This is a genomic window from Sphingopyxis sp. SCN 67-31 (assembly GCF_001725095.1).
In genome coordinates this window covers 20,739-45,324 of record NZ_MEFH01000073.1, presented here as the reverse complement: position 1 = coordinate 45,324, position 24,586 = coordinate 20,739, and the positions used below count along the sequence as shown (strand labels likewise).

At 68.2% G+C, this 24,586-nt stretch carries 22 protein-coding genes and 1 tRNA gene; 8 read left to right on the top strand and 15 right to left on the bottom strand.

Annotation, left to right across the window (positions count from 1 at the left end; genetic code table 11):
• Positions 1-101 precede the first annotated feature (101 nt).
• The 4 genes from ABS88_RS15560 to ABS88_RS15545 form a co-directional block, all read right to left on the bottom strand.
• The gene (locus ABS88_RS15560; RefSeq protein WP_076074872.1) at positions 102-1,673 is read right to left on the bottom strand and encodes an alkaline phosphatase D family protein; all 1,572 of its coding nucleotides are present in this window, start codon (positions 1,671-1,673) and stop codon (positions 102-104) included.
• Between the two features lie 96 nt (positions 1,674-1,769).
• On the bottom strand, positions 1,770-2,891 hold the full coding sequence (locus tag ABS88_RS15555; protein WP_083675062.1) for a copper resistance protein B: 1,122 nt from the start codon (positions 2,889-2,891) through the stop codon (positions 1,770-1,772).
• Complete coding sequence (locus tag ABS88_RS15550; RefSeq protein WP_502686154.1) at positions 2,888-4,624, bottom strand: copper resistance system multicopper oxidase; 1,737 nt, start codon at positions 4,622-4,624, stop codon at positions 2,888-2,890. The genes ABS88_RS15555 and ABS88_RS15550 overlap by 4 nt, the downstream gene beginning before the upstream one ends.
• Positions 4,621-5,358 (bottom strand): glutaredoxin family protein, encoded by a 738-nt coding sequence (locus tag ABS88_RS15545; protein ID WP_104959739.1) that lies wholly within the window; start codon positions 5,356-5,358, stop codon positions 4,621-4,623. The genes ABS88_RS15550 and ABS88_RS15545 overlap by 4 nt, the downstream gene beginning before the upstream one ends.
• Positions 5,359-5,399: 41 nt before the next feature.
• Here ABS88_RS15545 and ABS88_RS15540 point away from each other — a divergent pair, with 41 nt between their 5' ends.
• Positions 5,400-5,813, top strand: coding sequence for a MerR family transcriptional regulator (locus tag ABS88_RS15540; RefSeq protein WP_076074877.1), 414 nt, complete (start codon positions 5,400-5,402; stop codon positions 5,811-5,813).
• 127 nt (positions 5,814-5,940) lie between these two features.
• On the opposite strand, the gene ychF is transcribed toward ABS88_RS15540, so the two are convergent.
• From ychF to ABS88_RS15495, 9 genes are all read right to left on the bottom strand, one after another.
• The gene (ychF, locus tag ABS88_RS15535) at positions 5,941-7,038 is read right to left on the bottom strand and encodes a redox-regulated ATPase YchF (RefSeq protein ID WP_076074879.1); all 1,098 of its coding nucleotides are present in this window, start codon (positions 7,036-7,038) and stop codon (positions 5,941-5,943) included.
• A 160-nt stretch (positions 7,039-7,198) separates the two neighbouring features.
• Positions 7,199-8,194 carry an SDR family oxidoreductase gene (locus ABS88_RS15530; protein ID WP_104959738.1) on the bottom strand — a complete coding sequence of 332 codons (996 nt, stop codon included), beginning with the start codon at positions 8,192-8,194 and terminating at the stop codon, positions 7,199-7,201.
• Positions 8,195-8,252: 58 nt separating this feature from the next.
• Entirely contained in the window at positions 8,253-8,822 is a 570-nt protein-coding gene (pth, locus tag ABS88_RS15525; RefSeq protein WP_104959737.1) for an aminoacyl-tRNA hydrolase, read from the bottom strand.
• A 324-nt stretch (positions 8,823-9,146) separates the two neighbouring features.
• Positions 9,147-9,776, bottom strand: coding sequence for a 50S ribosomal protein L25/general stress protein Ctc (locus ABS88_RS15520; RefSeq protein WP_104959736.1), 630 nt, complete (start codon positions 9,774-9,776; stop codon positions 9,147-9,149).
• Between the two features lie 121 nt (positions 9,777-9,897).
• On the bottom strand, positions 9,898-10,794 hold the full coding sequence (locus tag ABS88_RS15515) for a TraB/GumN family protein (RefSeq protein ID WP_076074891.1): 897 nt from the start codon (positions 10,792-10,794) through the stop codon (positions 9,898-9,900).
• Positions 10,795-10,796: 2 nt separating this feature from the next.
• Entirely contained in the window at positions 10,797-11,747 is a 951-nt protein-coding gene (locus ABS88_RS15510) for a TraB/GumN family protein (RefSeq protein ID WP_076074893.1), read from the bottom strand.
• A gap of 70 nt (positions 11,748-11,817) precedes the next feature.
• Positions 11,818-12,255 (bottom strand): hypothetical protein, encoded by a 438-nt coding sequence (locus tag ABS88_RS15505; protein ID WP_158682228.1) that lies wholly within the window; start codon positions 12,253-12,255, stop codon positions 11,818-11,820.
• Positions 12,248-12,460, bottom strand: a complete 213-nt coding sequence (locus ABS88_RS15500; protein ID WP_067109053.1) for a helix-turn-helix transcriptional regulator — start codon at positions 12,458-12,460, stop codon at positions 12,248-12,250. Before ABS88_RS15500 ends, ABS88_RS15505 begins: the two co-directional genes overlap by 8 nt.
• A 42-nt stretch (positions 12,461-12,502) precedes the next feature.
• Complete coding sequence (locus ABS88_RS15495) at positions 12,503-12,847, bottom strand: UrcA family protein (RefSeq protein ID WP_067109056.1); 345 nt, start codon at positions 12,845-12,847, stop codon at positions 12,503-12,505.
• A gap of 191 nt (positions 12,848-13,038) precedes the next feature.
• On the opposite strand from ABS88_RS15495, the gene ABS88_RS15490 reads away from it, so the two are divergent.
• From ABS88_RS15490 to ABS88_RS15470, 5 genes are all read left to right on the top strand, one after another.
• On the top strand, positions 13,039-14,001 hold the full coding sequence (locus ABS88_RS15490; protein WP_067109058.1) for a glycine--tRNA ligase subunit alpha: 963 nt from the start codon (positions 13,039-13,041) through the stop codon (positions 13,999-14,001).
• Positions 14,001-14,471 (top strand): endonuclease domain-containing protein, encoded by a 471-nt coding sequence (locus ABS88_RS15485; protein WP_082797088.1) that lies wholly within the window; start codon positions 14,001-14,003, stop codon positions 14,469-14,471. The genes ABS88_RS15490 and ABS88_RS15485 overlap by 1 nt, the downstream gene beginning before the upstream one ends.
• The gene (glyS, locus tag ABS88_RS15480) at positions 14,468-16,588 is read left to right on the top strand and encodes a glycine--tRNA ligase subunit beta (RefSeq protein WP_104959734.1); all 2,121 of its coding nucleotides are present in this window, start codon (positions 14,468-14,470) and stop codon (positions 16,586-16,588) included. Before ABS88_RS15485 ends, glyS begins: the two co-directional genes overlap by 4 nt.
• Positions 16,589-16,702: 114 nt before the next feature.
• Positions 16,703-19,363 carry a pyruvate, phosphate dikinase gene (ppdK, locus tag ABS88_RS15475; RefSeq protein ID WP_067109065.1) on the top strand — a complete coding sequence of 887 codons (2,661 nt, stop codon included), beginning with the start codon at positions 16,703-16,705 and terminating at the stop codon, positions 19,361-19,363.
• A 94-nt stretch (positions 19,364-19,457) separates the two neighbouring features.
• Positions 19,458-19,534 (top strand) — tRNA-Arg (locus tag ABS88_RS15470).
• A gap of 133 nt (positions 19,535-19,667) precedes the next feature.
• On the opposite strand, the gene ABS88_RS15465 is transcribed toward ABS88_RS15470, so the two are convergent.
• Together ABS88_RS15465 and ABS88_RS15460 are read right to left on the bottom strand one after the other, a co-directional pair.
• Entirely contained in the window at positions 19,668-21,548 is a 1,881-nt protein-coding gene (locus ABS88_RS15465; protein WP_158682226.1) for a YadA family autotransporter adhesin, read from the bottom strand.
• A gap of 315 nt (positions 21,549-21,863) precedes the next feature.
• Positions 21,864-22,736 carry a Rossmann-like and DUF2520 domain-containing protein gene (locus ABS88_RS15460; protein ID WP_076074901.1) on the bottom strand — a complete coding sequence of 291 codons (873 nt, stop codon included), beginning with the start codon at positions 22,734-22,736 and terminating at the stop codon, positions 21,864-21,866.
• A gap of 138 nt (positions 22,737-22,874) precedes the next feature.
• Between ABS88_RS15460 and ABS88_RS15455 the strand changes: the two genes are divergently transcribed.
• Entirely contained in the window at positions 22,875-24,038 is a 1,164-nt protein-coding gene (locus ABS88_RS15455; RefSeq protein ID WP_076074904.1) for an alpha-hydroxy-acid oxidizing protein, read from the top strand.
• Between the two features lie 173 nt (positions 24,039-24,211).
• On the top strand, positions 24,212-24,499 hold the full coding sequence (sciP, locus tag ABS88_RS15450) for a CtrA inhibitor SciP (RefSeq protein ID WP_067109134.1): 288 nt from the start codon (positions 24,212-24,214) through the stop codon (positions 24,497-24,499).
• Positions 24,500-24,586: the final 87 nt, after the last annotated feature.

Below are 24,586 nucleotides of genomic sequence, written 5' to 3'. Positions count from 1 at the left end.
GCCGTTCTTTCTGCCAGGCGCCGCAAGAAGAAGTAGAACGGTGCTTCGACAAGCTCAGCCCGAACGGCTGAGAGGGTGTGTCAGATTTCAGGCACGTCGCTCTAAGCCGACATGGTGATCCCGGCCCGACCGTTCTCGACCACGCCGGTCGCGCGTTTCGACAGCGTGTTCACCGGCGTCGTCACCTTGTCGACGACCATGAAATGCGTCTGCCACGCCTCGCGGCCGACCTCGCAGACCAGATAGCCGCGCTGGTCGTTGGCGAATTTCAGTTCGGGGTTGCGCGCCAGCCATTCGTCGGTCCCGGCGCGCTTGTCGCTGCCGTCGCCGCCGCTGGAGATCGAGGTGCCGACGAACTCGGCCGCGACCAGCTTGTCCTTCAGCACCAGGTCGCCGCAGAAATTCTGGTGCTCGTCGCCCGTCAGCACGACGCAGTTCTTCAATCCCGCAAAGCGCGACAGGATGCGCTCGCGCGGCGCTTCATAGCCCGCCCAGCTGTCGATGTTGATGATCTTCTCGGGCTCGTCGGGCCGGCGGCGGCGGTCGAGCGACATCATCGTCACCTGCTGCGCGATCGTGTTCCACGTCGCGCCGCCCCTGGCGAGGTTGCGCGCAAGCCATTCCTCCTGCGCCTTGCCGAGCACCTGCGCATCCTTCGCATAGACATCGGGACAGGCAGGCTTGAAGCCGTCGCCGCACGGCTGGTTGTCGCGATACTGGCGCGTATCGAGCACCTGCATCGCCATCAGGTCGCCGTAGCGCAGCTCACGATGCGCCGCGACCATGCCGCCGCGCGGCAGCAGCGCCCGGCGCACCGGCATATGTTCGTACCACGCCTGCATCGCCGCCTGCTTGCGCAGCATGAACACCTCGGGCGGCGGCGCGTCGGGGTCGTTGCCGTCGAGCCCCAGTTTCCAGTCGTCGAAGGTCGATACCCAGTCGTTGCGGATCTCGTGGTCGTCGAAGCTCGAGATGAAGCCATGCGCCGATCGCGCCGCCTGCATGTCGATATCGAGCAAGGTCTGGGTATAGGCGGTGCGGAAATCGCCCAGATCCTGCAGCCCGCGCAGCGCATATCTGCGCACCGGGCGGATCGGCAGGCCGCTGTCGTACAGATAGTCCTGCTGATATTCGTAGATGAAGTCGCCATAATGATAGACGAAGGCCAGGTCTTCGCGCGCGAGGTGGCGATAGGCCCCGTAGAAGCCCGATTCATAATGCTGGCAGCCGCAGACCCCGAATTTCAGCGCGTCGGCGCGCGCGCCGGGGGCGGGAAGGGTGCGGGCGCGCCCGCGCAGGCTGCGCTCGCCACCCGCGACGAAGCGGTAATAATAGGGGCGGTCCGGCTGCAGGCCAGCGACCTCGACATGGATGCTGTGACCCAGCTCGGGGCGCGCCAGTTCGGTGCCCTTCGCGACGACGTCGCGAAAGCCGCCGTCGCTCGCCACCTCCCATTCGACCGGCACCGGGACGAGCGGCATGCCGCCGTGCGGCGCCATCGGTTCGGGCGCGAGGCGGGTCCAGATGACGAAGCCGTCGCTCGCCGGATCGCCCGCCGCGACGCCGAGGCTGAACGGAAAATCGCGGAAGAAGCCGGCCTCCGCGCGTAGGATCGCGGGGGCCGACAGTCCGGCAAGCGTGGCGGTGGCAAGGAAATGGCGGCGGTTCAGCATGGCAGGCTCCGCGGACGGGAAGGACGAATCGGATAGTGCCAGATAGCCGAGCCCGATGCGACTTCAATGACAGGCGTGCATGATGCCCGGCCGCTCTCAGAACCAGAGGTGCACCCCCGCGACGAACGCGGGGTGCGAGGCCTTTTCACCGGCGGCGCGTGCGATCCGCGCGGTGCGGCCGAGCTTGCGTTCCCACGCGACGCCGACATAGGGCGCGAATTCGCGCGCGACCTCATAGCGCAGGCGCAGGCCCAGTTCGATACCCGACAGGCCGCCGCCGACGGCGCGCTCGGGCACGTCCTGAAAGGCCAGTTCGATTTCGGCCATCGGCTGCGCGATCAGCCGCTGGGTGATGCGCTGGTCGTAGCTCGCCTCCAGCCGCGCTGCCGCGTCGCCCTTGTCCGACAGGAACAGCGCGCCCTCGATCTCGAACCAATAGGGGGCGAGGCCTTCGAAGCCGATCACGGCATGCGTCGGCGAAGGGCCGGGGCCGAAGTCCTGCCGGACGCCCGCCTGCAGGTTGAAATAGGGGCCGATGGCGCGGCTCCACAGCGCCTGGACCTCGGCTCCCTCGACCGCACCGCCGAAATCGCCTTCGCCCTCGCTCTTGACTACCAGCCGATCGATGTCGCCGCCGAACCACCCCTCGGCTTCCCAGGCGTAGCCATCGCGGCCCTTGCGCGCCCGCCATTCGGCGAGGTTGACCATGATGCGCGAAAAGCGGCCGCCGCCATGCTCGGCATAAAGGCGCGCGCGGGGTCCGGCCATCGCCTCGGCGCCGAACAGCCGGTCGGCGGCATCGACGCGCGGCGCGGAAGGTGCGGGCGCATCGCCCACCGGTTGGTCGGGGATCATGGGGTAAGGCGGCGCGGCTTCGGCTGGCCGGCAATGGCCCATCGCGGCGTGCTCGGGCGGGCAGGGGGCGGCGGGGTTCGCCGGTACCGGCGGCGGCGTTTCCAGTGTGCAGTGCCCCATGGCGGCATGCTCAGCCGTGCAGCCGGGTGCGTTCGGTTCGTGGCGCGGAGGTGCCGGGTCCATCGTGCAATGGCCCATCGCCGCATGCTCGGCGGAGCAGGCGGTCGCAGGCTCTTCCGGCGCCGGCTTTTCGGGCGGTGGCGCCATCGTGCAATGGCCCATCGCCGCGTGGTCGGGCGTGCAGGCGGGCGCGGCGGCGGCCGGATGCTGCGCCGCCATCAGCAGGATCGCGAGCAGGCTCATGCCGCGTCCCCCGCCGGGCGCACCGTCACCACCTGCATCATCCCGGCGTGCATGTGATAAAGCAGGTGGCAGTGGAAGGCCCAGTCGCCATAGGCATCGGCGGTGAGGTCGAAGCTCAGCTTGCCGCCGGGCTGCACGTTGACCGTATGCTTGCGCGGCGCATGGTCGCCCTTGCCGGTGACAAGCTCGAAGAAATGGCCGTGCAGATGGATCGGATGCGTCATCATCGTGTCGTTGACCAGCGTCACGCGCACCCGCTCGCCCTGCGTGAAGGGGATCGGGGCCTTGACCTCGTTCATCTTCACCCCGTCGAATGCCCACATATAGCGTTCCATATTGCCGGTCAGATGGATCTGCATCTGCCGTGTCGGCGTGCGCGTGTCGGGATTGCGGTCGAGCGCGATCAGATCGCGATAGGTCAGCGCCCTCTCGACTCCTTCGAGGCCCACCCCCGGCTCGCCGGTGCGATCGGCGGGCATCGGCGAGATGCTCTGCACCGCCGGCGTGTCCCTGACCGTCGGGGCCAGCGTCATGTCGCGCATGCCGTGATCCATGCCGCCGCCATTGCCGCTGGCCGCATCGGGCGTGCAATGCCCCATAGCGGCATGTTCGGGGGCGCAGGCCGGGCCGCCGCCATGGTCCATGCCGCCCATTCCCATATCCTTCATGGTCAGCACCGGACGCGGGCGCAGGGCCGGGACCGGGGCCGCCATGCCCGCGCGTGGGGCCAGCGTCGCGCGCGCCATGCCCGACCGGTCGGATGTCTCGCCGACCAGCGTATAGGCGCGGTCCCCCGGCGTGACGATCACGTCATAGGTCTCGGCGACCCCGATCTGGAATTCGTCGACCGTCACCGGGCGGACGTTGCATCCGTCGGCCTGTACCACGGTCATCGGCAGGCCGGGAATGCGGATGTTGAAGGTCGTCATCGCCGAGGCGTTGATGATGTGCAGCCGCACGCGCTCGCCGGCGCGGAACAGCCCGGTCCAATTGTCGGCGGGGCCGTGGCCGTTGACCAGATAGCGATAGGCGGCGGCGGTGACGTCGCTGATGTCGGTCGGGTCCATCCGCATCGCGCCCCACGCGATCCGGTCCTTCAGCGGCTGGTCGCGCCCCGCCAGCAGGCCCGAAAGCGTCTGCTTGCGGTGGTTGAAATAACCGCCCATCTGCTTGAGCTTCCGGAAGATGGCGTGCGGATGCAGCGGGCTGAAATCGGACAGCAGGATCACATGCTCGCGGTCGTGCGCGACGGGATCGGCGCCGGCGGGATCGATGACGATCGGGCCGTAATGCCCCATCTGCTCCTGCAATCCCGAATGGCTGTGATACCAATAGGTGCCGGCCTGCCGCACCGGGAATTCATAGGTGAAGGTCGCCCCCGGCGCGATACCCGGAAAGCTGATCCCCGGCACCCCGTCCATGTGAAAGGGCAGGATCAGGCCGTGCCAGTGGATCGAACTGTCCTCGTCGAGCCGGTTGGTGACGTGAAGGCGCGCCTGCGTGCCTTCGGTCAGGCGGATCAGCGGTCCCGGGATCGTGCCGTTGATGCTGATCGCATGATGATCGCGTCCGTCGAGCGTCAGCGTCTGATGCGCGATCGTCAGCCGGACGTCGGGGCCGGAGACGGTCGGCAGGCCGGCCGAAACCGGCTTCGCCCACAGCGGCAGCCACGGGGTCAGCGCCGCGGCGGCTCCCCCCGCGATCAGCGCACGACGTCCGATGGCGTCGCTCACGGCAGCGTTCCGATCATCCATAGCGCCATCGCGATCATGCCCAGATTCTCGGTCAGCGAGACGAAGCCCAGCGGTACCTTGCTGCCGCCGCCGACGCAGGCGCATTTGATCGATCGCCTGTCGATATAGACCGCCTTGAACACCGACACCGCGCCGATGCCGCCGATGAACAGCGCGACCGGGATCGACAGCCAGGGCAGGGCATGCGCGGTCATCAGCACCCCGGCCAATCCCTCGGCAAAGGGATAGATGCTGGCATAGGGCACCCAGCGGCGCGCCAGCAGGTCGTAGTTCAGGAACATCGTCGCGAACTTGTCGACATCCTGCAGCTTGAGCAGCGCGAGCACGATCATGCTGAACGAGACGAACCACTCGGCGGCGCGCAGCGTGAAGGCGTCGCCATAGGCCGCGAAGCTCGTCGCGAGCGCCATCAGCGCGGTCATCGCGAACAGCGCGATCACGGGCGTGTAGCTGGTCGCGTCGGGGTCGGCGACCTTCAGCCCGAAATGGCGCCGCAGATCGTCGTGACCGCCGATGCGCACCCCGTCGATGAAGGTCTGCGGGGTCGTCTTGACGCCATGCTCGGCCTTGAAGGCGTCGGTTTCGGCGCGCGTCGTCAGCCAGCGATCGTCGACCGCGAAGCCGCGGCTTTTCAGCAGATGCTTCGCTTTCAGCCCGTAAGGGCAGATATGGTCGGGCATGACCATGCGATAGAGGATTGCCTGTTTCGTCATGCGGCTCCTATACCGTCCGTACCATGGTACGGAGTCAAGCGATGCAGATCACGATCGGGAAACTGGCCTCGGCGGGCGGTGTCGGGGTCGAAACGGTGCGCTATTACCAGCGGCGCGGCCTGATGGCGACGCCGATGCGCAGTGGCGGCGAGCGCTGGGGCGGCGGCATTCGGCGCTATGGCGCCGACGACCTGCGGCGCCTTCGCTTCATCCGCTCGGCGCAGGCGGCGGGTTTCACGCTCGACGAGATTTCGGACCTGCTCGCGCTGGAGGAAAGCAACGACCGCGCCCGCGTGCGCCGGCTGGCGCGCCAGCGGATCGACGCGCTCGATCGGAAGATCGCGCAGATGACCGAAACCCGCGCCGCACTTGCCCGCCTCGCCGACCAGTGCGCGGCGAGCGATGCCGGGGACGGCCGCGGGCCATGCCCGATACTGGCGGCGTTCGAACCATAGATTCCCTTCCCGCTCGCGGGAGGGGCAGCGAGACTTACGGGCTTGTCCGCTAGTCGCAGCGGGGTGGGCAGCCGCGACGTCGCCGGCCCACCCTCGCTCCTCCCGCCTGCGGGAGGGGGAGATTCCGTCAGCTATGCAGAAAGTGCATCACATCCCCGTCCTGCACGACATAGCCTTTGCCCTCGGCGCGCAGCTTGCCCGCTTCGCGCGCCTTCGCTTCGCCACCCAGCGCGACATAGTCGGCAAAGGCGATCGCCTCGGCGCGGATGAAGCCCTTCTGGAAATCGCTGTGGATTTCGCCCGCCGCCTCGGGCGCGGTCGCGCCGGTGTAGACGGTCCAGGCGCGCGCCTCCTTCGGTCCGACGGTGAAGAAGGTCAGCAGGTGGAGCAGTTCGTACCCGGCGCGGATCACGCGCGCGAGACCGGTTTCGTGCAGCCCCATCTCTTCGAGGAACAGCATCCGCTCCCCGGCCTCCATGCCGACCAGTTCGCTCTCGATCGCGGCGGAGACGAGCACCGCCTGCGCACCCTCGGCCTTCGCGCGCGCGAACACCGCGTCGCTGTGCGCGTTGCCCGTCGCGGCGTTCGCTTCCTCGACATTGCAGACATACAGGACGGGCTTGGTGGTCAGAAGCTGCGCCTGGCGGAGGATGCGTTCTTCTTCGGGGTCCTTCGGCTCGGTCAGCCGCGCGGGCTTGCCGGCGCGCAGCAGGTCGAGCGCCTGGCCGAGCACCGAGGCCGCGGCCTTGGCCTCCTTGTCGCCGCTGGTCGCCTTCTTCTGGAAGGCGGGGACGCGCTTCTCGAGGCTTTCGAGGTCGGACAGCAGCAATTCGGTTTCGACCGTCTCGGCGTCGGCGACGGGGTCGACCTTGTTCTCGACATGCTGGATGTCGTCATCCTCGAAACAGCGCAGGACGTGGACGATCGCATCGACTTCGCGGATGTTGCCGAGGAACTGGTTGCCCAGTCCTTCGCCCTTCGATGCCCCGCGCACGAGCCCGGCGATGTCGACGAAGGCGAGTTGCGTCGGAATGATCTTCTGGCTACCCGCGATCGCCGCCAGCTTGTCGAGCCGGTCGTCGGGCACCGCGACATTGCCGATGTTGGGCTCGATGGTGCAGAAGGGGTAGTTCGCCGCCTGCGCCGCCTGCGTCTCGGTCAGCGCGTTGAACAGGGTGGACTTGCCGACATTGGGCAGCCCGACGATTCCGCATTTGAAACCCATGAATCTCGTCTTTCGGTCATATTGGGCGCCGGTCGGGCGCCGATGGCAGGCGCGCTAGCCGTTTCGCATCGCTTTTTCCAGAGCGCGATGATCCCGGCCCGCCGGTTCGTGCCGAACGGGCCCGAAAGAAGGGGGGCAGAGAAGGGCGCTGGGCCGGACCTCAGTCGTGCACCGCGCGGACCAGCGGCCCCAGCGGGCTGCCGCCCAGCCATGCGACCTGCACCTCGGCCGCGACGCGATTGATCGCCTCCTGCGGCTTGGGCCCCGGATGGACCGCGCGGCGCAGCGGGCGCGTGCCCGCGGGCATCGCCATGATCTCTGCGATCGCGTGCGGCACGTCGGCGGGGTCGGCGCTGCGTCCGCTGCCGTCCTCGGTTCCCATGCCGCGCGTGAAGGGCTCATAGGCCGCCAGCCGCTCGGGATCGCTGCGTTCCTTCAGCGCGCCGGTATAGACGTTGCGGTTCTGCCAGACGCGGGTGGGGTAGCCGCCGGGCTGAATGATCGTCACCTCGATGCCGTGCGGCACCAGTTCATAGGCAAGCTGTTCGGACAAGGCCTCCACCGCGAACTTGGTCGCCGAATAATGGCCGCCCCCGGGGACGATCACCCGGCCGAGCTGCGACGAGATGTTGACGATCTGCCCGGCCCTGGCGGCGCGCATCTGCGGCAGCAGCGCGCGAATCATCCGCTGCATGCCGATGACGTTCGTATTGAAGGCAAGGTGCGTCGCCTCCATGTCCTGCACCTCGATCGGGCCGGAGATGCCGACCCCGGCATTGTTGATCAGCGTGTCGATGCGTCCGCCCGCGGCTTCGAGCGCGCTTGCGGTGCCCGCGGCAACCGAATCGTCGCTCGTCACGTCGATTTCGACAATATGCAGGTCGAGCTTTTCCTTCGCCGCTTCCGCTGCCAGCGTGTCCGCCTCGGGACGCGGCAGGTTGCGCATGGTCGCGATCACCTTCGCGCCGAGCCGGGCATAATGCAGCGCGCCGATCCGGCCGAATCCGCTCGACGTGCCGGTAATCAGGACGGTGCGGCCCTTCAGCGCTCCGGGCGCGGGCGGCGCGGCGGCGTGAAGCAGGGCGGGGGCTGCGGCGGCCAGCGCGGCGCCCCCGGCGAGTAGTTGGCGGCGATCGGGGCGCGAAGGACGGGGCATCGGCGAAACTCCTTTCGGCGCCATCATGCCCCAGCCGGGCGCATGTGCCAATCGTCGTTCAGTCGTTCAGCCGCAGCGCAAGGTCGTTCAGGAAGCGCGCGTCGTCGCCGTCCGCCAGGCCGCCCGCCTCGGCGGCGATCGCGCCCAGCAGGTCGGTCAGCGGCTCGATCTCGCTCTTGTGGTAAGGACCCAGCACATATCCGGTCACCCGGTCCTTGTGCCCCGGATGACCGATCCCGATGCGCACGCGGCGGAAATCGTCGCCGATATGCTGGATCAGGCTGCGGATGCCGTTATGCCCCGCCGCGCCGCCGCCGCGCTTCACCTTCACCTTCATCGGCGCAAGGTCGAGCTCGTCATAGAAGACGGTGACGTCCTGCGGCGTCAGCTTGTAGAAATCGAGCGCGGCGCGGACGCTGCGGCCGCTTTCGTTCATGAAGGTCGACGGCTTGAGCAGCAGGATGCGGTGGCGGCCGATCCGGCCGTCCTGCACCCAGCCCTGGAATTTCTTCGCGGGCGTCGCGAATCCGTGCGCGTCGGCGATGACGTCGACGGCCATGAAGCCGACATTGTGGCGGTGCATCGCATATTGGGGACCGGGATTGCCGAGGCCGACCCAGAGCTGCATGTCAAAAACCCCTCACTCCCTGTCGTGTCACCCTGAACCTGTTTGGCAGGCGAAAGCCGGGGTCCAGCTACGTGCGCCTGCCTCGCATGGACCCCGGCTTTCGCCGGGGATCACCAGCGTCCCTGTCTCAAGGGTATAAACGCCAACCTGTTTCAGGGTCGATGGCCTGCCCTCGAAACTGGCGCGGCGCAGAGGGAGAGGTCGGACCATGGATGCTGAAACAAGTTCAGCATGACGAAGCGGGAAGAGGCGGCGTTTCGCCGAAATCGCCGCCTCTTCGCATATGCCCCCTCCCCCGGAAGGGGAGGGGTTGAAGTGTTGGTGTCAGGCTTCGCCTTCGGCGGCTTCGCCTTCATCCTTGGTCGTGTCGCCGTCGCTCGACTTGAGCGCCGACGGGGCGACGATCGTCGCGATGGTGAAGTCGCGATCGGTGATCGCGCTTTCCACGCCCTTCGGCAGGGTGACGTGGCTGATGTGGATCGACTCGCCGACGTCGAAGCCGGTGACGTCGATCGTGATGTCGTCGGGAATCTTGTCCGCTTCGCAGATCAGTTCCAGCTCGTGGCGCACGACGTTCAGCACGCCGCCGCGCTTCAGGCCCGGGGACTTCTCCTCGTTCGCGAACAGCACGGGAACGCCGACCTGCACCTTGGTGTCCTTCGACACGCGCAGGAAGTCGGCATGGATCGGACGATCCTTGACCGGATGGAAAGCGACGTCCTTGGGCAGGGTGCGGATGGTCTTGCCGCCCACCTCGATCATCACCACCGAGTTCAGGAACACGCCGGTCATCAGCTGCTTCATCAGCAGCTTTTCCTCGACGTGGATCATCAGGGGGTCTTCGTTGCCGCCATAGACGACGGCGGGGACGCGGCCATTACGACGCAGCTCGCGTGAGGCTCCCTTGCCTGCACGTTCGCGCGTCTCGGCCGTCAGCGTCAGCTGATCGCTCATATCATTTCTCCGAGAAACGGTTGCACAATCCGCCACGCCTCCAGGGATGACCATGACGGAAGCGCGGGCGCATAGCGGGGAAAGGGCGAAAAGGCAAGCCGCCGGCGCGAAATGGCGCGATCTACTGCACCCGCGTCACCGTCAGGCCGTCGGCCTCCAGCAGCGCGGGCACGCCCTCGGGGCCGATCAGATGCCCCGCGCCGACCGCGACCAGCAGCGTGCCGGGGCGGTCCATCCGCCGTTTCACCCACGCGCTCCACCGCCGGTTGCGGTCGGTCAGGATCGCCTTGCGCGCCGCGGGCACCGCCTCGACGTCGGCATTGATGACCGCTTCGAGCGCCGCGACGTCGCCGCGCGACCAGGCGTCGGCCAGCGCGCCGACCTCGCGCGGCGCGCTGTCCGCGCGGCTGGCGGCGCGCTCCAGCAGCGTGCGCTGCGCCTCGGGCGGCAGCGTCTCGAACAGCAGCAGTTGCGCCTTCGCGGTCTCCAGCCCGCCGATCGGTTTGTCCGCGTCGCGGAAAGCGGCGGTCAGGCCGGCTTCGACGCCGGCGTCGGGCGATAGCTTCGCGAGCGCGGCCGTGCGCTGGCCCATCAGCACCATCACCGCCCAGTCGTCGAGGCGGTCGCCGCCGAAGCCGCCGCCCTTCGCCTCCAGCCTGCGATAGCCGCCGAGCGCTTCGCCCGACAGGCGCCGGTCGATCGCAAGCGGCGCGCTGCGCGGCGCAAGCTGTCCGAAGACTTCCCCGGCCGCCGCCAGTTCGTCGGGCGACAATTCCATCACCAGCGCGTCGGCGGCGCGCATCGCCTCGGCGACCTTGCCGCCGTGCCAGTCGGTCCCCCTGGGCAGTGCGTGCATCGTGCCGAGCAGATAGATGCGCGTATCGGGATCGGCGACCAGCCACATCGCGGGTCGCGCCTCGCGCGGCGGTTCGGCCGAACCGCACCCGGCGAACAGCAGGAAGGCGAGGGCGACCGCCGCGCGGCCGCCCCGGCGCCGATGCCAACGGCGCCGCGTCATCCCTATTCGACCCGCGTCGCGGCCAATCCGCGTTGCTGGAGATAGGTCTGCACGCTTTGCGGTCCGGCGAGGTGTCCGGCGCCGACCGCGACGAACAGGGTGCCGGGTTGCTCCATGCGCGCCTGCAGCGTCTCGGCCCAGCGCGCGTTGCGGTCGGCCAGCAGGATCTTCGCCAGTTCGGGCGTGGTGGTCATGCTTTCGTTCATCAGCACGGCAAGCTGATCGGGGTCGCCGTTGCTCCACAGCGTCACCAGCTTGTCGATCGTCGGGCCGAGCTGGTCGATGTCCTTGACCGTCGCGTTGAGGTAGGCGACCTGCTGATCCTCCGGCAGCGTGTCGAAGAAACCGAGCTGCTCCTCCAGCGTCTCCAGACCCTCGATCGGCTTTCCGGCGGCCTTGGCCGCGCGCGTCAGCGTCTTTTCCGCGCCCTGTTCGGGATCGTAGCCGAGGTTGGTCAGCGGCAGCACCGACAGTGTGACCGCGGCGAACCAGGGCTTGAACGCGTCGAACTGCGCCGGCGGGATGCCCAGCCCGGCGAGCGCCGCCTGATAGGCTTTCAGCGCATCGGGTTCGAGCCGCGACGACAGCGTCCTGCCGCTCTGGTCGAGCGCGAGGGGGATCGTCGCCTTGGCGGCCGCCATCTCGTCCTCGGGCAGCACGACCTCGAGCATCAGCGAATCGGAGGCATCGAAGGCCTGCTTCACCGCGCCGTCGAACCAGCTCAGCCCCGGTTTCAGCACGTGGATCGAGCCGAAGAGGTAAATTGTCGTATCCTCGTCCTTCACCACCCACAGCGCGGGCGCGGCGCGGGTTTCGGCCGGTGCTGCTGGGGCGGCGGCAGCGGGTTCGTCGACCTGCGCGAAGGCAAGGGGGGCGGCCGAGCCAAGCGCGAGGGGAAGCAGCGCGCACGCGGCGGCAAGCGTCTTGAGCCAGGGTTTCGTTCGGTTTTTCATTCGGGGAAAGCCTTTCATCCGTTCGGGGGTATGTGCCGCAAGGGAAATGGGGAAAGCAAGCGCGGCGGGATCAGCGGAATTTGAGCCAGAGATAGACGACCGCATTGACGACGAGCGTCAGCAGGAACAGCAGCATCGCGTCGGGCGACGGTGCCAGTGCGGCGCGGTGCAGCACCCACCATACGGGCGCGGGAAACATCAGGGCATACCATCCCGCCGTGCTCGCCCACAGCCAGGCATGCTCCTCATGATCGTCGATCGCGCGGTGATAGAGGATCATCGCGATCGCGAGCCCGATCGTCCAGCAAAGCGCGGCCGCGATCGCGAAGCCGGGGGTGAGCGAACCGGTCGCGAGCATCTCGGTCAGGCCGCGCCCTTCGGGCTGGTCGACCACGAGCCAGCCGCCGATAAGCCCGCCGACCAGCGCGGCAAATCCCAGCGACTTCCAATAGCGACGACGGCGCGGCGACATCGGGCGGCGCGGGCGCGGGGTTTCTGCATCAGTCATCGGCATGTCCTTTCTGGCCATCGTCGAAGATTTCCTCGATCGGCATGCCGAACAGGCGCGCCAGCTTGAAGGCGAGTGGCAGCGACGGGTCGTATTTGCCCGTTTCGATCGCATTGACCGCCTGCCGCGACACATCGAGCCGCTCGGCCAGTTCGGCCTGGCTCCAGTTGCGCATCGCGCGCAATATCTTCAACTTGTTGTTCATCGGCGCCTCCAGGGCTCGTCGTGCCGCCAGGCAGCCGCCATCTCATGCGCGCGGCGACAACGCCACCATCATCAGCGCCATCTGCGCTTCCCCCCTCGCGGCCTGAGCGATGGCGTTCGCCGCTTGCGGTTGCGCGCCGGCGACCGTCTCGGCGATGCACTGTGCTTCGATCGCGCGGTCGGCGACGCTGCGCAGACCCGTGCGGCACAATTGGCGCGCCGCGCTTTTCAGCCGCGCGTCGAGTTGCGTCCGGCCGCGCGCCGAAGCGAGGTCGAGGTCGGCGGTGCGGACCGCGATGCGGCCGGTATCGGCATCGGCGCTCGCGGCAAAGGCGGGCGAACCGCCGAGGGCGAGCGTCAGGGCGAGGATGGCGGCGCGAGTCGTCATGGCATCGGTTCCTTCATCGAAGTGACAGTCATGTTGGCCTGTCGTTTTGTCAGGTTTCCATGACTATATGTCGCGATTCACTGACCATGTCAATAAAACATGACAAAAAGTTGGGTTAGCCTGACACGGCTGGTGATTTTCCTCCGTGCCGATCGGGAGCGGAGCCTTGACCCTGCGCCGCTGCTGCGCCAATGCGGCGGCGATTTTGCACCTGCGAAGGAAATGCGGCCGTGGCCGACGCCGAAGCGAAGCGACCCCTCAGCTTTCAGGACGTGATCCTGACCCTGCATGCCTATTGGGGTGCGCGCGGCTGTGCGATCCTTCAGCCCTATGACATGCGCGTCGGGGCGGGGACCTTTCACCCGGCGACGACGCTGCGCAGCCTGGGGCCGGAGCCGTGGAATGTCGCCTATGTCCAGCCGAGCCGCCGCCCGACCGATGGCCGCTACGGCGAGAATCCCAACCGCCTTCAGCATTATTACCAGTATCAGGTGATCCTGAAGCCGTCGCCCGCCGACATTCAGGACCAGTATCTCGGCAGCCTCGCCGCGATCGGCATCGACCCGCTGCTCCACGATATCCGCTTCGTCGAGGACGATTGGGAATCGCCGACGCTGGGCGCATGGGGACTCGGCTGGGAAGTGTGGTGCGACGGGATGGAGGTGTCGCAGTTCACCTATTTCCAGCAGATGGGCGGCTATGACTGCAAGCCGGTCGCGGGCGAGCTGACCTACGGGCTCGAACGCCTCGCCATGTATATCCAGGGCGTCGACAATGTGTACGACCTGCGCTTCTCCGACCCCGTTGGCGACGTGCCGGGGGTCAGCTACGGCGACGTGTTCCTCGAAAATGAGCGGCAATTCTCGAAATGGAATTTCGAGGTCGCCGACACCGATACGCTGTTCGCGGGCTTCAAGGCGGCCGAGGCCGAATGCGAGCGCGCGATCGCCGCACAGGTTCCGCTCGCCGCCTACGACCAGGCGATCGAGGCGAGCCACCTCTTCAACCTGCTCCAGGCGCGCGGCGTCATCAGCGTGCAGGAACGCGCCAACTACATGGCCCGCGTCCGCGACCTCGCCAAGGGAAGCTGCAAGGCGTGGATCGACAGCCAGTCCGACCGCTGGACCGCAGCCTGGCCGGGATGGACGCTGTGATGGCCGTCCAAAATCCTCCCCGGAACGGGGAGGGGGACCACGCGCAGCGTGGTGGAGGGGGCTCGCGGAGCCTGCAACGCCCGCAGGTCTATGCCGCCCGCAAACTCCGCCGCGAAATGACCTTGCCCGAGGTTCTCTTGTGGGAGCAACTGCGCGGCCAGAAACTGGGCGCGAAATTCCGTCGTCAACACCCGGTCGGTCCCTATGTCGCGGATTTCTGCTGCATGGCTGCAAGACTGATCGTCGAAATCGACGGCGAGGCGCATGATCGCGGGACGGCACCGGCTCGTGACGCCGCGCGTGAGGCACGCCTGGCAGCGCAAGGATTTGAGGTCGTTCGCGTGACGGCAAAGGATGTGCTGGAAAATATGGACGGCGTCGTCGCGCTGCTTCGGCTCAAGGCCGATAGCCCCTTCCACCATGCCTCCGGCATGGTCCCCCTCCCCGCAAGCGGGGAGGATGTGCAATGACCGACTTCCTTCTCGAACTGCGCAGCGAGGAAATTCCCGCCCGTATGCAGGCTGGCGCGCGCGCCGAGCTGGAAAAGCTGTTCCGCGCCCGGATGGCGGCGGCGGGGCTGGCGGTCGGCGATCTGACCGTCTGGTCGACCCCGCGCCGGCTCGCGCTGATCGCGAAGGACCTTCCCGACGCGACCGCCGCGGTCAGCGAGGAGTTGAAGGGTCCGCGCACCAGCGCGCCGCCGCAGGCGCTCGAGGGCTTCCTGCGCAAGACCGGGCTGACGCAGGACCGGCTCGAAGACCGCGACGGCGTCTGGTTCGCGGTGATCGACAAGCCCGGCCGTGCAACGAACGAGGTGCTGGCGGAGGCGATTCCCGCGATCGTCCGTGCCTTCGCCTGGCCCAAGTCGATGCGCTGGGGCCGCGACAGTGCGAACAGCGACAGCCTGCGCTGGGTGCGGCCGCTGTCGGGCATCGTCGCGCTGTTCGGCGAACGGTTGATTGCGTGTGAAATTGGCGGGATTTCCGCGGGTTTCGCGACGCGCGGCCATCGCTTCCATTGCCCGGGCGAAATCACCATCGGCTCGGCGGCGGATTATGCCGACAAGCTGCGCGCCTGCCATGTCATCGTCGATCAGGAGGAACGCGCCCGCATCATCCGCGAAGGCGCGGCGAAGGTCGCGGCCGACGCCGGGTTGACGCTCGTCGAGGACGAAGGGCTGGTGGTCGAGAATGCCGGGCTCACCGAATGGCCGGTGCCGCTGCTCGGCCGCTTCGACGAGACCTTCCTCGAGGTGCCGCCCGAGGTGATCCAGCTCACGGCGCGGGTGAACCAGAAATATTTCGTCGTGACCGGTGCCGACGGCAAGTTGGCGAACGGTTTCGTCTGCACCGCGAACATCGCCGCGAGCGACGGCGGCGCGGCGATCGTCGCGGGCAACCGCAAGGTTCTCGCCGCGCGCCTGTCCGATGCGCGCTTCTTCTGGGAACAGGACCAGAAGAAGACGCTGGCGCAGCACGCGGAGAAGCTGGCGAACATCACCTTTCACGAAAAGCTCGGCACCGTCGCCGACAAGGTCGAGCGCGTCGCGAAGCTCGCGCGCTGGCTGGTGGAAGAGGGTGTCGTCGCTCCCTCGTGTGTTCCCGCGCAGGCGGGAACCCAGGGCGGTGATGCGCCGGCGTCTGCGGATGCAAGCTCTGGACCCCCGCCTTCGCGGGGGAACACGGAAGTGTCGCGCAAGGAACTGGCTGACCAAGCCGAACGCGCGGCGCGCTTGGCGAAGGCCGACCTCGTCACCGAGATGGTCGGCGAGTTCCCCGAATTGCAGGGCCTGATGGGCGGCTATTACGCCCGCGCCGAAGGCCTGCCCGATGCCGTCGCCGACGCGATCCGCGATCACTACAAGCCGGTCGGGCAGGGCGATGAGGTGCCGACCGCGCCGGTGACGGTGGCCGTGGCGCTGGCGGACAAGCTGGATACGCTGCGCAGCTTCTTCGCGATCGACGAGAAACCGACCGGATCGAAGGACCCGTTCGCACTCCGCCGCGCTGCGCTCGGCATCATTCGGATCGTGACCGAAAATAGCCTGCGTTTCCCGGTCGGGGAGGGGGAACTGCTCGACTTCTTCGCCGATCGCCTCAAGGTCCAGCAGCGCGAGGCCGGCGTCCGCCACGACCTGATCGACGCGGTGTTCGCCGCCAAGCAAGAAAGTGGCGCCGGCGAGGGCGATCTCGTTCGTCTGCTTGCGCGCGTGCAGGCGCTGCAGGCCTTCATGGCGACCGACGACGGCGCCAATCTGCTCGCGGGCTACAAGCGCGCCGCGAATATCCTGAAACAGGCGGGCGAGGTGACCGATGCCGCTGCCGCTACCGCGCCTACCGAGGTCGATGCAACCCTGCTCGCCGCGCTCGATGCCGCCGAACCCGCGGCGTCGGCCGCGGTCGACGCCGAGCGCTTCACCGATGCCATGGCGGCCCTTGCGACGCTCCGCGCGCCGATCGACGCTTTCTTCGAGGGCGTGATGGTCAACGATCCCGATCCTGCAGTCCGGGCGTATCGCCTGGGCCTGCTCGCCCGATTTACCGGCGCCGTCCATGGCGTCGCCGATTTCTCGAAGATCGAGGGCTGATGCCATGGCTATGCGGCATCCCTTATAGTGCGCGAAGCAAATCTGAATCGACCATAGGGCGTGGCGTCCCTATTTCCCCGCCAACCCTCCTCCCCGGGGCAGCAGGAGCATGACATGACGACGATGGTGCATTTGTTCGGCGGCACGGCCACGACGGCCGAGCGTGCGAAGGAATTGCTGGGCGGCAAGGGCGCGAACCTGGCCGAAATGGCCTCGATCGGCCTGCCGGTGCCGCCGGGCTTCACCATCACCACCGAGGTCTGCACCGCCTATTACGACAATGCGGAGCAGTTCCCCGCCGGCCTGGCCGACGAGGTCGCGAGCGGCATCGCGCATATCGAGGGGCTGACCGGCCGCACCTTCGGCGATCCCGCCAATCCGCTTCTCGTCTCGGTCCGCTCGGGTGCGCGCGTGTCGATGCCGGGGATGATGGACACCGTCCTCAACCTCGGCCTCAACGACCGCACCGTCGCCGGGCTCGCCGAGGCGTCGGGCGACCCGCGCTTCGCGTGGGACAGCTATCGCCGCTTCATCCAGATGTACGCCGACGTCGTCATGGGCCTCGACCATGCGGCGTTCGAGGAAGCGCTGGAAACCGCGAAGGAAGACAAGGGCTTCTATCTCGATACCGAGATGGCGGCAGAGGATTGGCAGGCGCTCGTCATCGAATATCAGGCGATCGTGCAGCGCGAGACCGGCGCACCCTTCCCGCAGGAGCCGAAGGATCAGCTGTGGGGCGCGATCGGCGCCGTCTTCGCGAGCTGGGAAAGCGACCGCGCGAAAGTCTATCGCCGCCTGAACGCGATCCCCGGCGAATGGGGCACCGCGGTCAATGTGCAGGCGATGGTGTTCGGCAACATGGGCGATACGTCGGCGACCGGCGTCGCCTTCACCCGCGACCCCGCGACCGGCGAGCGCGCCTGGTACGGCGAATGGCTGATCAATGCGCAGGGCGAGGACGTCGTCGCGGGCATCCGCACGCCGCAATATCTGACCCGCGCGGCGCGCGAGAAGGCCGGCGCCAAGCCGCTCAGCATGGAAGAGGCGATGCCGGAGACCTTCGCCGAGCTGGGCAGTGTCTTCGACACGCTCGAAAACCACTATCGCGACATGCAGGACATCGAGTTCACCGTCGAGCGCGGCAAGCTGTGGATGCTCCAGACGCGGAGCGGCAAGCGCACCGCGAAGGCGGCGCTGAAGATCGCGGTCGACATGGCGGCCGAAGGGCTGATCTCCGAGCAGGAAGCGGTGCAGCGCGTCGATCCCGGCGCGCTCGACCAGCTTCTCCATCCGACCCTCGACCCGAAGGCGCCGCGCGACGTGCTGACCAAGGGGCTGCCGGCGAGCCCCGGCGCCGCGTCGGGCGAGATCATGTTCGACGCCGACAGCGCCGAAAAGGCCGCGGGAATGGGCAAGGCGGTGATCCTCGTCCGCATCGAGACGTCGCCCGAGGATATTCACGGCATGCACGCCGCAAAGGGCATCCTGACCGCGCGCGGCGGGATGACCAGCCACGCGGCGGTCGTCGCGCGCGGCATGGGTCGTCCCTGCGTCTCGGGCGCGGGCGGGCTCAGCATCGACGGCGCGGCGCGCGTGCTGCGCGTCGCCGGGCGCGAACTGCGCGAAGGCGACGTCATCACCCTCGACGGCTCGACCGGCGAGGTGATGGCGGGCGAGGTGCCGACGCTGCTTCCCGAACTGGTCGGCGACTTCGGCACGCTGATGGGCTGGGCCGACAAGGTGCGCCGGATGAAGGTCCGCACCAACGCCGAGACCCCCGCCGACGCGCAGGTCGCGCGCGATTTCGGGGCCGAGGGCATCGGGCTTTGCCGCACCGAGCATATGTTCTTCGACGCCGCGCGCATCGCGGCGGTGCGCGAGATGATCCTCGCCGACAGCGAGGATGGCCGCCGCGCCGCGCTCGCCAAGCTGCTGCCCGAGCAGCGCGGCGATTTCGCCGCGATCTTCCGCGTGATGGCGGGCCTGCCGGTCACCATCCGTCTGCTCGACCCGCCGCTGCACGAATTCCTGCCGACGCGCGAAGAGGATTTCGCCGAGGTCGCCGCCGCGGCGGGCGTCGGAATCGAGGCGCTCAAGGCGCGCGCGAGCGAACTGCACGAATTCAACCCGATGCTCGGCCATCGCGGCTGCCGCCTCGGCGTCACCTATCCCGAAATCTACGAGATGCAGGCACGGGCGATCTTCGAGGCGGCATGCGACGTCGCTGCCGAGACCGGCTCGGCGCCGGTTCCCGAAGTGATGATCCCGCTCGTCGCCACGCGCCGCGAATTCGACCTGATGAAGGCGGTCGTCGATGCGGCGGCGAAGGCGGTGTTCGCGGAGAAGGGCCGCGAGATCGCCTATCTGGTCGGCACGATGATCGAACTGCCGCGCGCCGCGCTGATGGCGGGGGAAATCGCGCAGGCGGCCGAATTCTTCAGCTTCGGCACCAACGATCTCACCCAGACCACGCTCGGCGTCAGCCGCGACGACGCGGGCCGCTTCCTGACCCAATATGTCGACAAGGGCATCTTCGTCACCGACCCCTTCGTCAGCATCGACGTCGAGGGTGTCGGCCAGCTGATCGAGATCGCGGCCGAGCGCGGCCGCGGCGCGCGCGCGGGCATCAAGCTCGGTATCTGCGGCGAGCATGGCGGCGATGCGCCGAGCATCCATTTCTGCGAGCGGACCGGTCTCGACTATGTCAGCGCCTCGCCCTACCGCGTCCCGATCGCCCGGCTCGCGGCGGCGCAGGCGGCGCTGAAACGCGGTTGATCGCCGCGGCGGCGCGATCCCCTGTTCGCCGGTCGAAAAAGGCGAAATAGGGGGTTGCGCCCCCCCGCGACTGCCCGTAAAGGCACCGCTCCACGCACCCGTAGCTCAGCTGGATAGAGCACCAGACTACGAATCTGGGGGTCGGACGTTCGAATCGTTCCGGGTGCGCCATTTCCGAACAGCATCGCGAACATATGGCCCGGCTGCCGGGAAATTATCCCGTTCAGGCTGAACCGGCTCCCACGCCCGCCCTGTTTTGATTGGGGTGGGCCTGGCCTTGCGCAAGGCCAGGGCCCATCACCCCCTACATGCCGAAGGCTATGCCGACGCGCCCGCCGGTCGAGCCCTTGACGGTGGACCCCGCAAAGCCGCCGCTGATATAGACGCGCGGCGCGGCGCGGACGACCACGGCGCCGGAAAAGCCCTGTTCGCCGCGATAGGTCGCGAGGTTGAACGAGACCGAAACATCGCTGTCCGGCACGATCATCGTACCCCCCAGCGCCATCGCCGTCGCGATGCCGCCGTTGGCCCGCCGGAATCCCTCCGTCGAGACGCTTTCGAGCGCGTGGACGCGGCTATCCAGTTGCGACACGCCATCGTGGATCGCGGCGATCGCCGATCCGACGTCATGATAGGCGGCTCCCCCGACCATATAGGTCGGCGCGGACATGACTCCGGTTCCCACATCATAGGCCGCCCCGCCGCCCAGCGCGGTCGTGACCGCGGTGGCGGCCCTGTTCACCTGGCCGACATTGACGGCATCGGTGGCCGCCGTGCCAGCCGCAACGTTGACGACGCGCCGCTCCGCGCCCGCCGCGCCGACCGAGACGACATTGTCCTGATCGGCGACCGACCCGGCGCCCAGCGCCACGGCATTGGTGCCGGTCGCAGACGCCGCATTGCCCAGCGCGACATTGCCGTCGCCTTTCGCGACCGACCGGTTGCCGAGCGCCACCGCGCCGTCGCCGAATGCGGTATTGTCCGCGCCGATGGCGACGGCCCCGGTGCCGCTCGCGACATTGGGATCGCCGATCGCCACCGCGCCGTTGCCCGACGCCAGTTGCTGAAAGCCGATCGCGACCGCGCTGCCGTCCTCGGCTAGGGAGCCGGCACCGATCGCCACCGCCGCGCCGCTGTCGGCCACGGCGTCGGTGCCGATCGCGACGGTGTTGATCGCATTGCCCTTCGCGCCGAAACCCAAGGCGACCGCCTGAATATCGGAGACGGTCTGAAAGCCGATGGCGACGCCGCCATTGCCGTTGGCCGCGCTCTGCCCGCCCAGCGCGACGCTATCGGTGCCGCTGGCCTCAGCGTAAGTGCCAAGGGCGGTGGAGCCATCGCCAATGGCCTTGGCCATATATCCCGCGGCGGTCGCGCCGTCAGCGCCGGAGGCCGTCGCGGTGCCGAGCGCGGTGCCGTTCGCCTGCGTGACCTCCGCCCCAAATCCCAAGGCCGAGCCATGGTCGGCGGCTCTTGCGTAGTAGCCGAACGCCGCGGCGTATTCGCCGGCGGTGCTGCTGGAGCCGACGGCGACGCTATACGTACCGGCTTTGGCCTCGCCTCCCAAGGCGACACCCCCAACGCCGGCGTGCACGGTGGTGCCGACGGCGACGCCATAACTATCGGCTTCGGCCGCGCTGCCGACGGCGACGCCCTTAACGCCGGTCTGCGCGGTGGTGCCGATCGCCGTGCCGTCTTTTTCAGCCCGGCTGTCGGCGCCAAGCGCCATGGCGCTCGCGCCGACGGCCGCGGCGTGGTAGCCGAGCGACGTGCTCGATTCGCCTTGCGCCACGGCCAATCCGCCCACGGCGGTGCCATGGGCGCCGGCGACATTGGCATTGGAACCCAGCGCGGTATCGCCTTCATTGTTGGCATAGGCGCCGGATCCCAGCGCCGTGCTTTCCACGCCGGTTGCGTAGGCTTCGGTGCCCAGCGCCGTTGCGTCCTTCTTGTTGGCATAGGCACCTGCGCCGATCGCGACGCTATTGTCGCCGATGGCGGCCGCCGAATCGCCGATGGCGGTCGATTTCTCCCCGCTCGCGAGGCTGTTCACGCCGCATTCGGTCGAATTGGCGCCGCTTCCGGCATTGCATTCGGGCGTGGGGTCGGCCCAGGCGGGCGCGGGGAGGGCGAGCGCCAGGGGCGTGGCGGCGAGGAGCAGGGTCGAAATACGCGTCTTGTGCACGGTCAGGGTCTCCTTGTTATGGACCGTGAGATGTGCGTTGAACCGTGCCTTTTCGGCCCGGCGACCCTGTTGCATCGTCTCTCGCGGCGGCTATGTGCCCTTGCCGATTGCCATGCCCGCCAGCGCCCGTCTTGGACGGCGCGGAACACGGCACGGACGGTGCGGAACAATGCCGAAAAACAATTGATGACCGGCGCAACAGGTAAGCCGTCGATCGTTAGTTGTTTCTCGCCGTGAAAAACGGGCCGGGATAAGTAGTCGTCCCCATTTTTCCCTATCTGCGATCGACCGCACGGCTTGCCGGCCGGTCTGCCGTCAGTTCAGCAGGGTGCGGATCGCCGGCGAAGCCGCGGCGAGGCCGTCGCGCTCCATTTCGTCGAGCGTGGCGCGCGCCATGGCGCGATAGGGGGCGCCCAGCGCCGGGTAATCGGCGTCGATCGCGGCGAGGTGCCGGGCGATCGTGTCGCCGTCGCCGCGCAGCAGCGGCCCCGACAGCGCGGAAAAGCCGTGCGCCAGACTGTTTTCCAGTGCGGCGCGGACCAGCGGCGCCAGCATCGCCTCGGGCGCGTCGGCGCCTGCGGTGCGCAAGGCCTGCGACGCACCGGCGAGCAATGTCACCAGATGGTTGGCGGCGTGGCAGAGCGCGGCGTGGTAGAGGGTGCGCTGCGCCTCGGCGATCTCGACCGCGGTGCCGCCGAGCCGTTCGATCACCGCACGGGCGCGCGGCAGCGTCGCGGGGTCCGAGACCGTGACCGCGAAATGCGCGGCCGCCATCCGCTCGATTTCGGCGCGCGGATTGCCGGTGAAGGTCATCACCGGATGGATCGCCGCGATCTGTGCTCCCGCTGCCGCCAGCGGATCGAGAATCGCCGCGCCGCTGCGGCCGCTGACGTGAAAGACGAAGGGCGCATGCGGAGGCGCCAGATCGCGCGCCAGCCCGGCCGCCATGGCCGCAACCGCGTCGTCCGCGACCGCGATGACGATCAGGTCGCACGCTTCGGCGATCGCGCGCAGGTCGGTGGCGGCCGCGCCGGCAGCCTCTCGGGCGAGCGCCTCGGCCTGCTCCCGCGAGCGGCCCCAGACGAGCGGCGGCAGGTCGGCATACGGAGCAAGCGCCAGCATCAGCGCGTGCGCCACCCGGCCGGTCCCGATGATTCCCAGGCGGCGGCAGAGGCGTTTGTCGGTCATGCGTTCGTCCCTAGCGCGCCGGCGCGCGGGCGGCCATGCCGGATCGGATCATGACGCCGCAATGCAATCCATGCATGGACGCGCGCGGCGCGATCGGCTTATCATCGGCGTCGATCAACGAAAGGGGACAGGGCGGCCATGGCGCACTACGGCGATTTTCAGCACGAGATCTATTTCGGCGGGCTCAGCGGCGTGCTGCCCAAATATCCTGTCGATTTCGCGGGGCTCGAGGCGCGCGCGCAGGCGGCGATGGCGCCGTCGCTGCTCAAATATGTCCAGGGCGGCTGCGGCGACGAGTTCACGCAGGACAGCAATGCCTCGGCCTTTCGGCACTGGGGCATCGTGCCGCGGATGATGGTCGATTGCTCGGTGCGCGACCTGTCGATCGATCTGTTCGGCATGACGCTGCCGACGCCGCTGTTCATGGCGCCCATCGGGGTCACCGGCCTTTGCACGCAGGACGGGCATGGCGACATCGCCGCCGCGCGCGCCGCGGCGCTGACCGGGGTGCCGCTGACCGCCTCGACGCTGTCGAACGATCCGATGGAGGACGTCGCCACGGCGATGGGCGACACGCCGGGCTTTTTCCAGCTCTATACCCCGAAGGACAAGGAACTGGCTGAGAGCCTCGTCCACCGTGCCGAGGCGGCGGGATACAAGGCGATCATCGTCACGCTCGACACCTGGGTAACGGGCTGGCGACCGCGTGACCTCAACGATTCGAATTTCCCGCAGCTGCGCGGGCACGTCCTGTCCAACTATTGGTCCGACCCCCGCTTCCGCACGATGGTTGGCCGCCCGCCCGAAGAGGATGTGCGCACCGGCGTGATGACCTGGGCGGGCACCTTCGGCAAGGTGCTGACGTGGGACGACATGCCCTGGCTGCGCTCGCTGACCAAACTGCCGATCGTCCTCAAGGGTATCTGCCATCCCGACGATGCCCGCCGCGCGATCGATGGCGGCGCCGACGCCATCTATTGCTCGAACCACGGCGGGCGGCAGGCGAATGGCGGCATCGCCGCGATCGACATGCTGCCCGACGTCGTTGCGGCCGCCGGCAGCACGCCGGTGCTGTTCGATTCGGGGGTCCGGTCGGGCAGCGACGTGGCGAAGGCGCTGGCGCTCGGCGCGACCGCGGTCGGCGTCGGACGGCCGTACAGCTATGGGCTGGCGCTGGGCGGTGCCGAAGGCGCCGCGCATGTGCTGCGCTCGCTGCTGGCCGAGGCCGACCTGCTGATGGCGGTCGACGGCTATCCGACCATCGCCGCGCTGCGCGAAGCCGGGGCGCGGCGTCTGCCCTGACGGCGATGGGGCGTGCCGAACGCGGAACGTCGGTCCCGGCGCGACGGATCGTGCCCGGCCCGCGACCGGCCGCCCCGATCGCCTAACCCTTCCTTTACGACGATCGGATAGACCGGGTTCGGGAAAACGCGGGGGGCGCCATGCGGCCGAAGGCCGCCGAACGGAGTGTCGTGGTGCTCGAAAATCAGAAGATTCGGCCGGCGTCGGTGATCGGACCGATGGGCAGTGAGTTGACGCTGGCGGATTTGCCGAAGCGCAACACGCGGCGTTGGGTCAGCCGCCGCAAGGCGGAGGTGGTCGCCGCCGTCGAGGGCGGGCTGATCACGGTCGACGAAGCGTGCGAGCGCTATAATCTCAGCCTTGAGGAGTTCGCCTCGTGGCAGCGGGCCTACGACCGCCTCGGCGTTCGGGCGCTGCGCGCGACGCGCGTCCAATATTATCGGGAGAAGTTCGGCCTCTGACGGCCGACTCCCCCGGCCGATGCTCCCTTATAGCCTGTGGGGATTCGGGTGTTTGCGGACGCATATGGGCGTGTCCCCGCGAAGGCG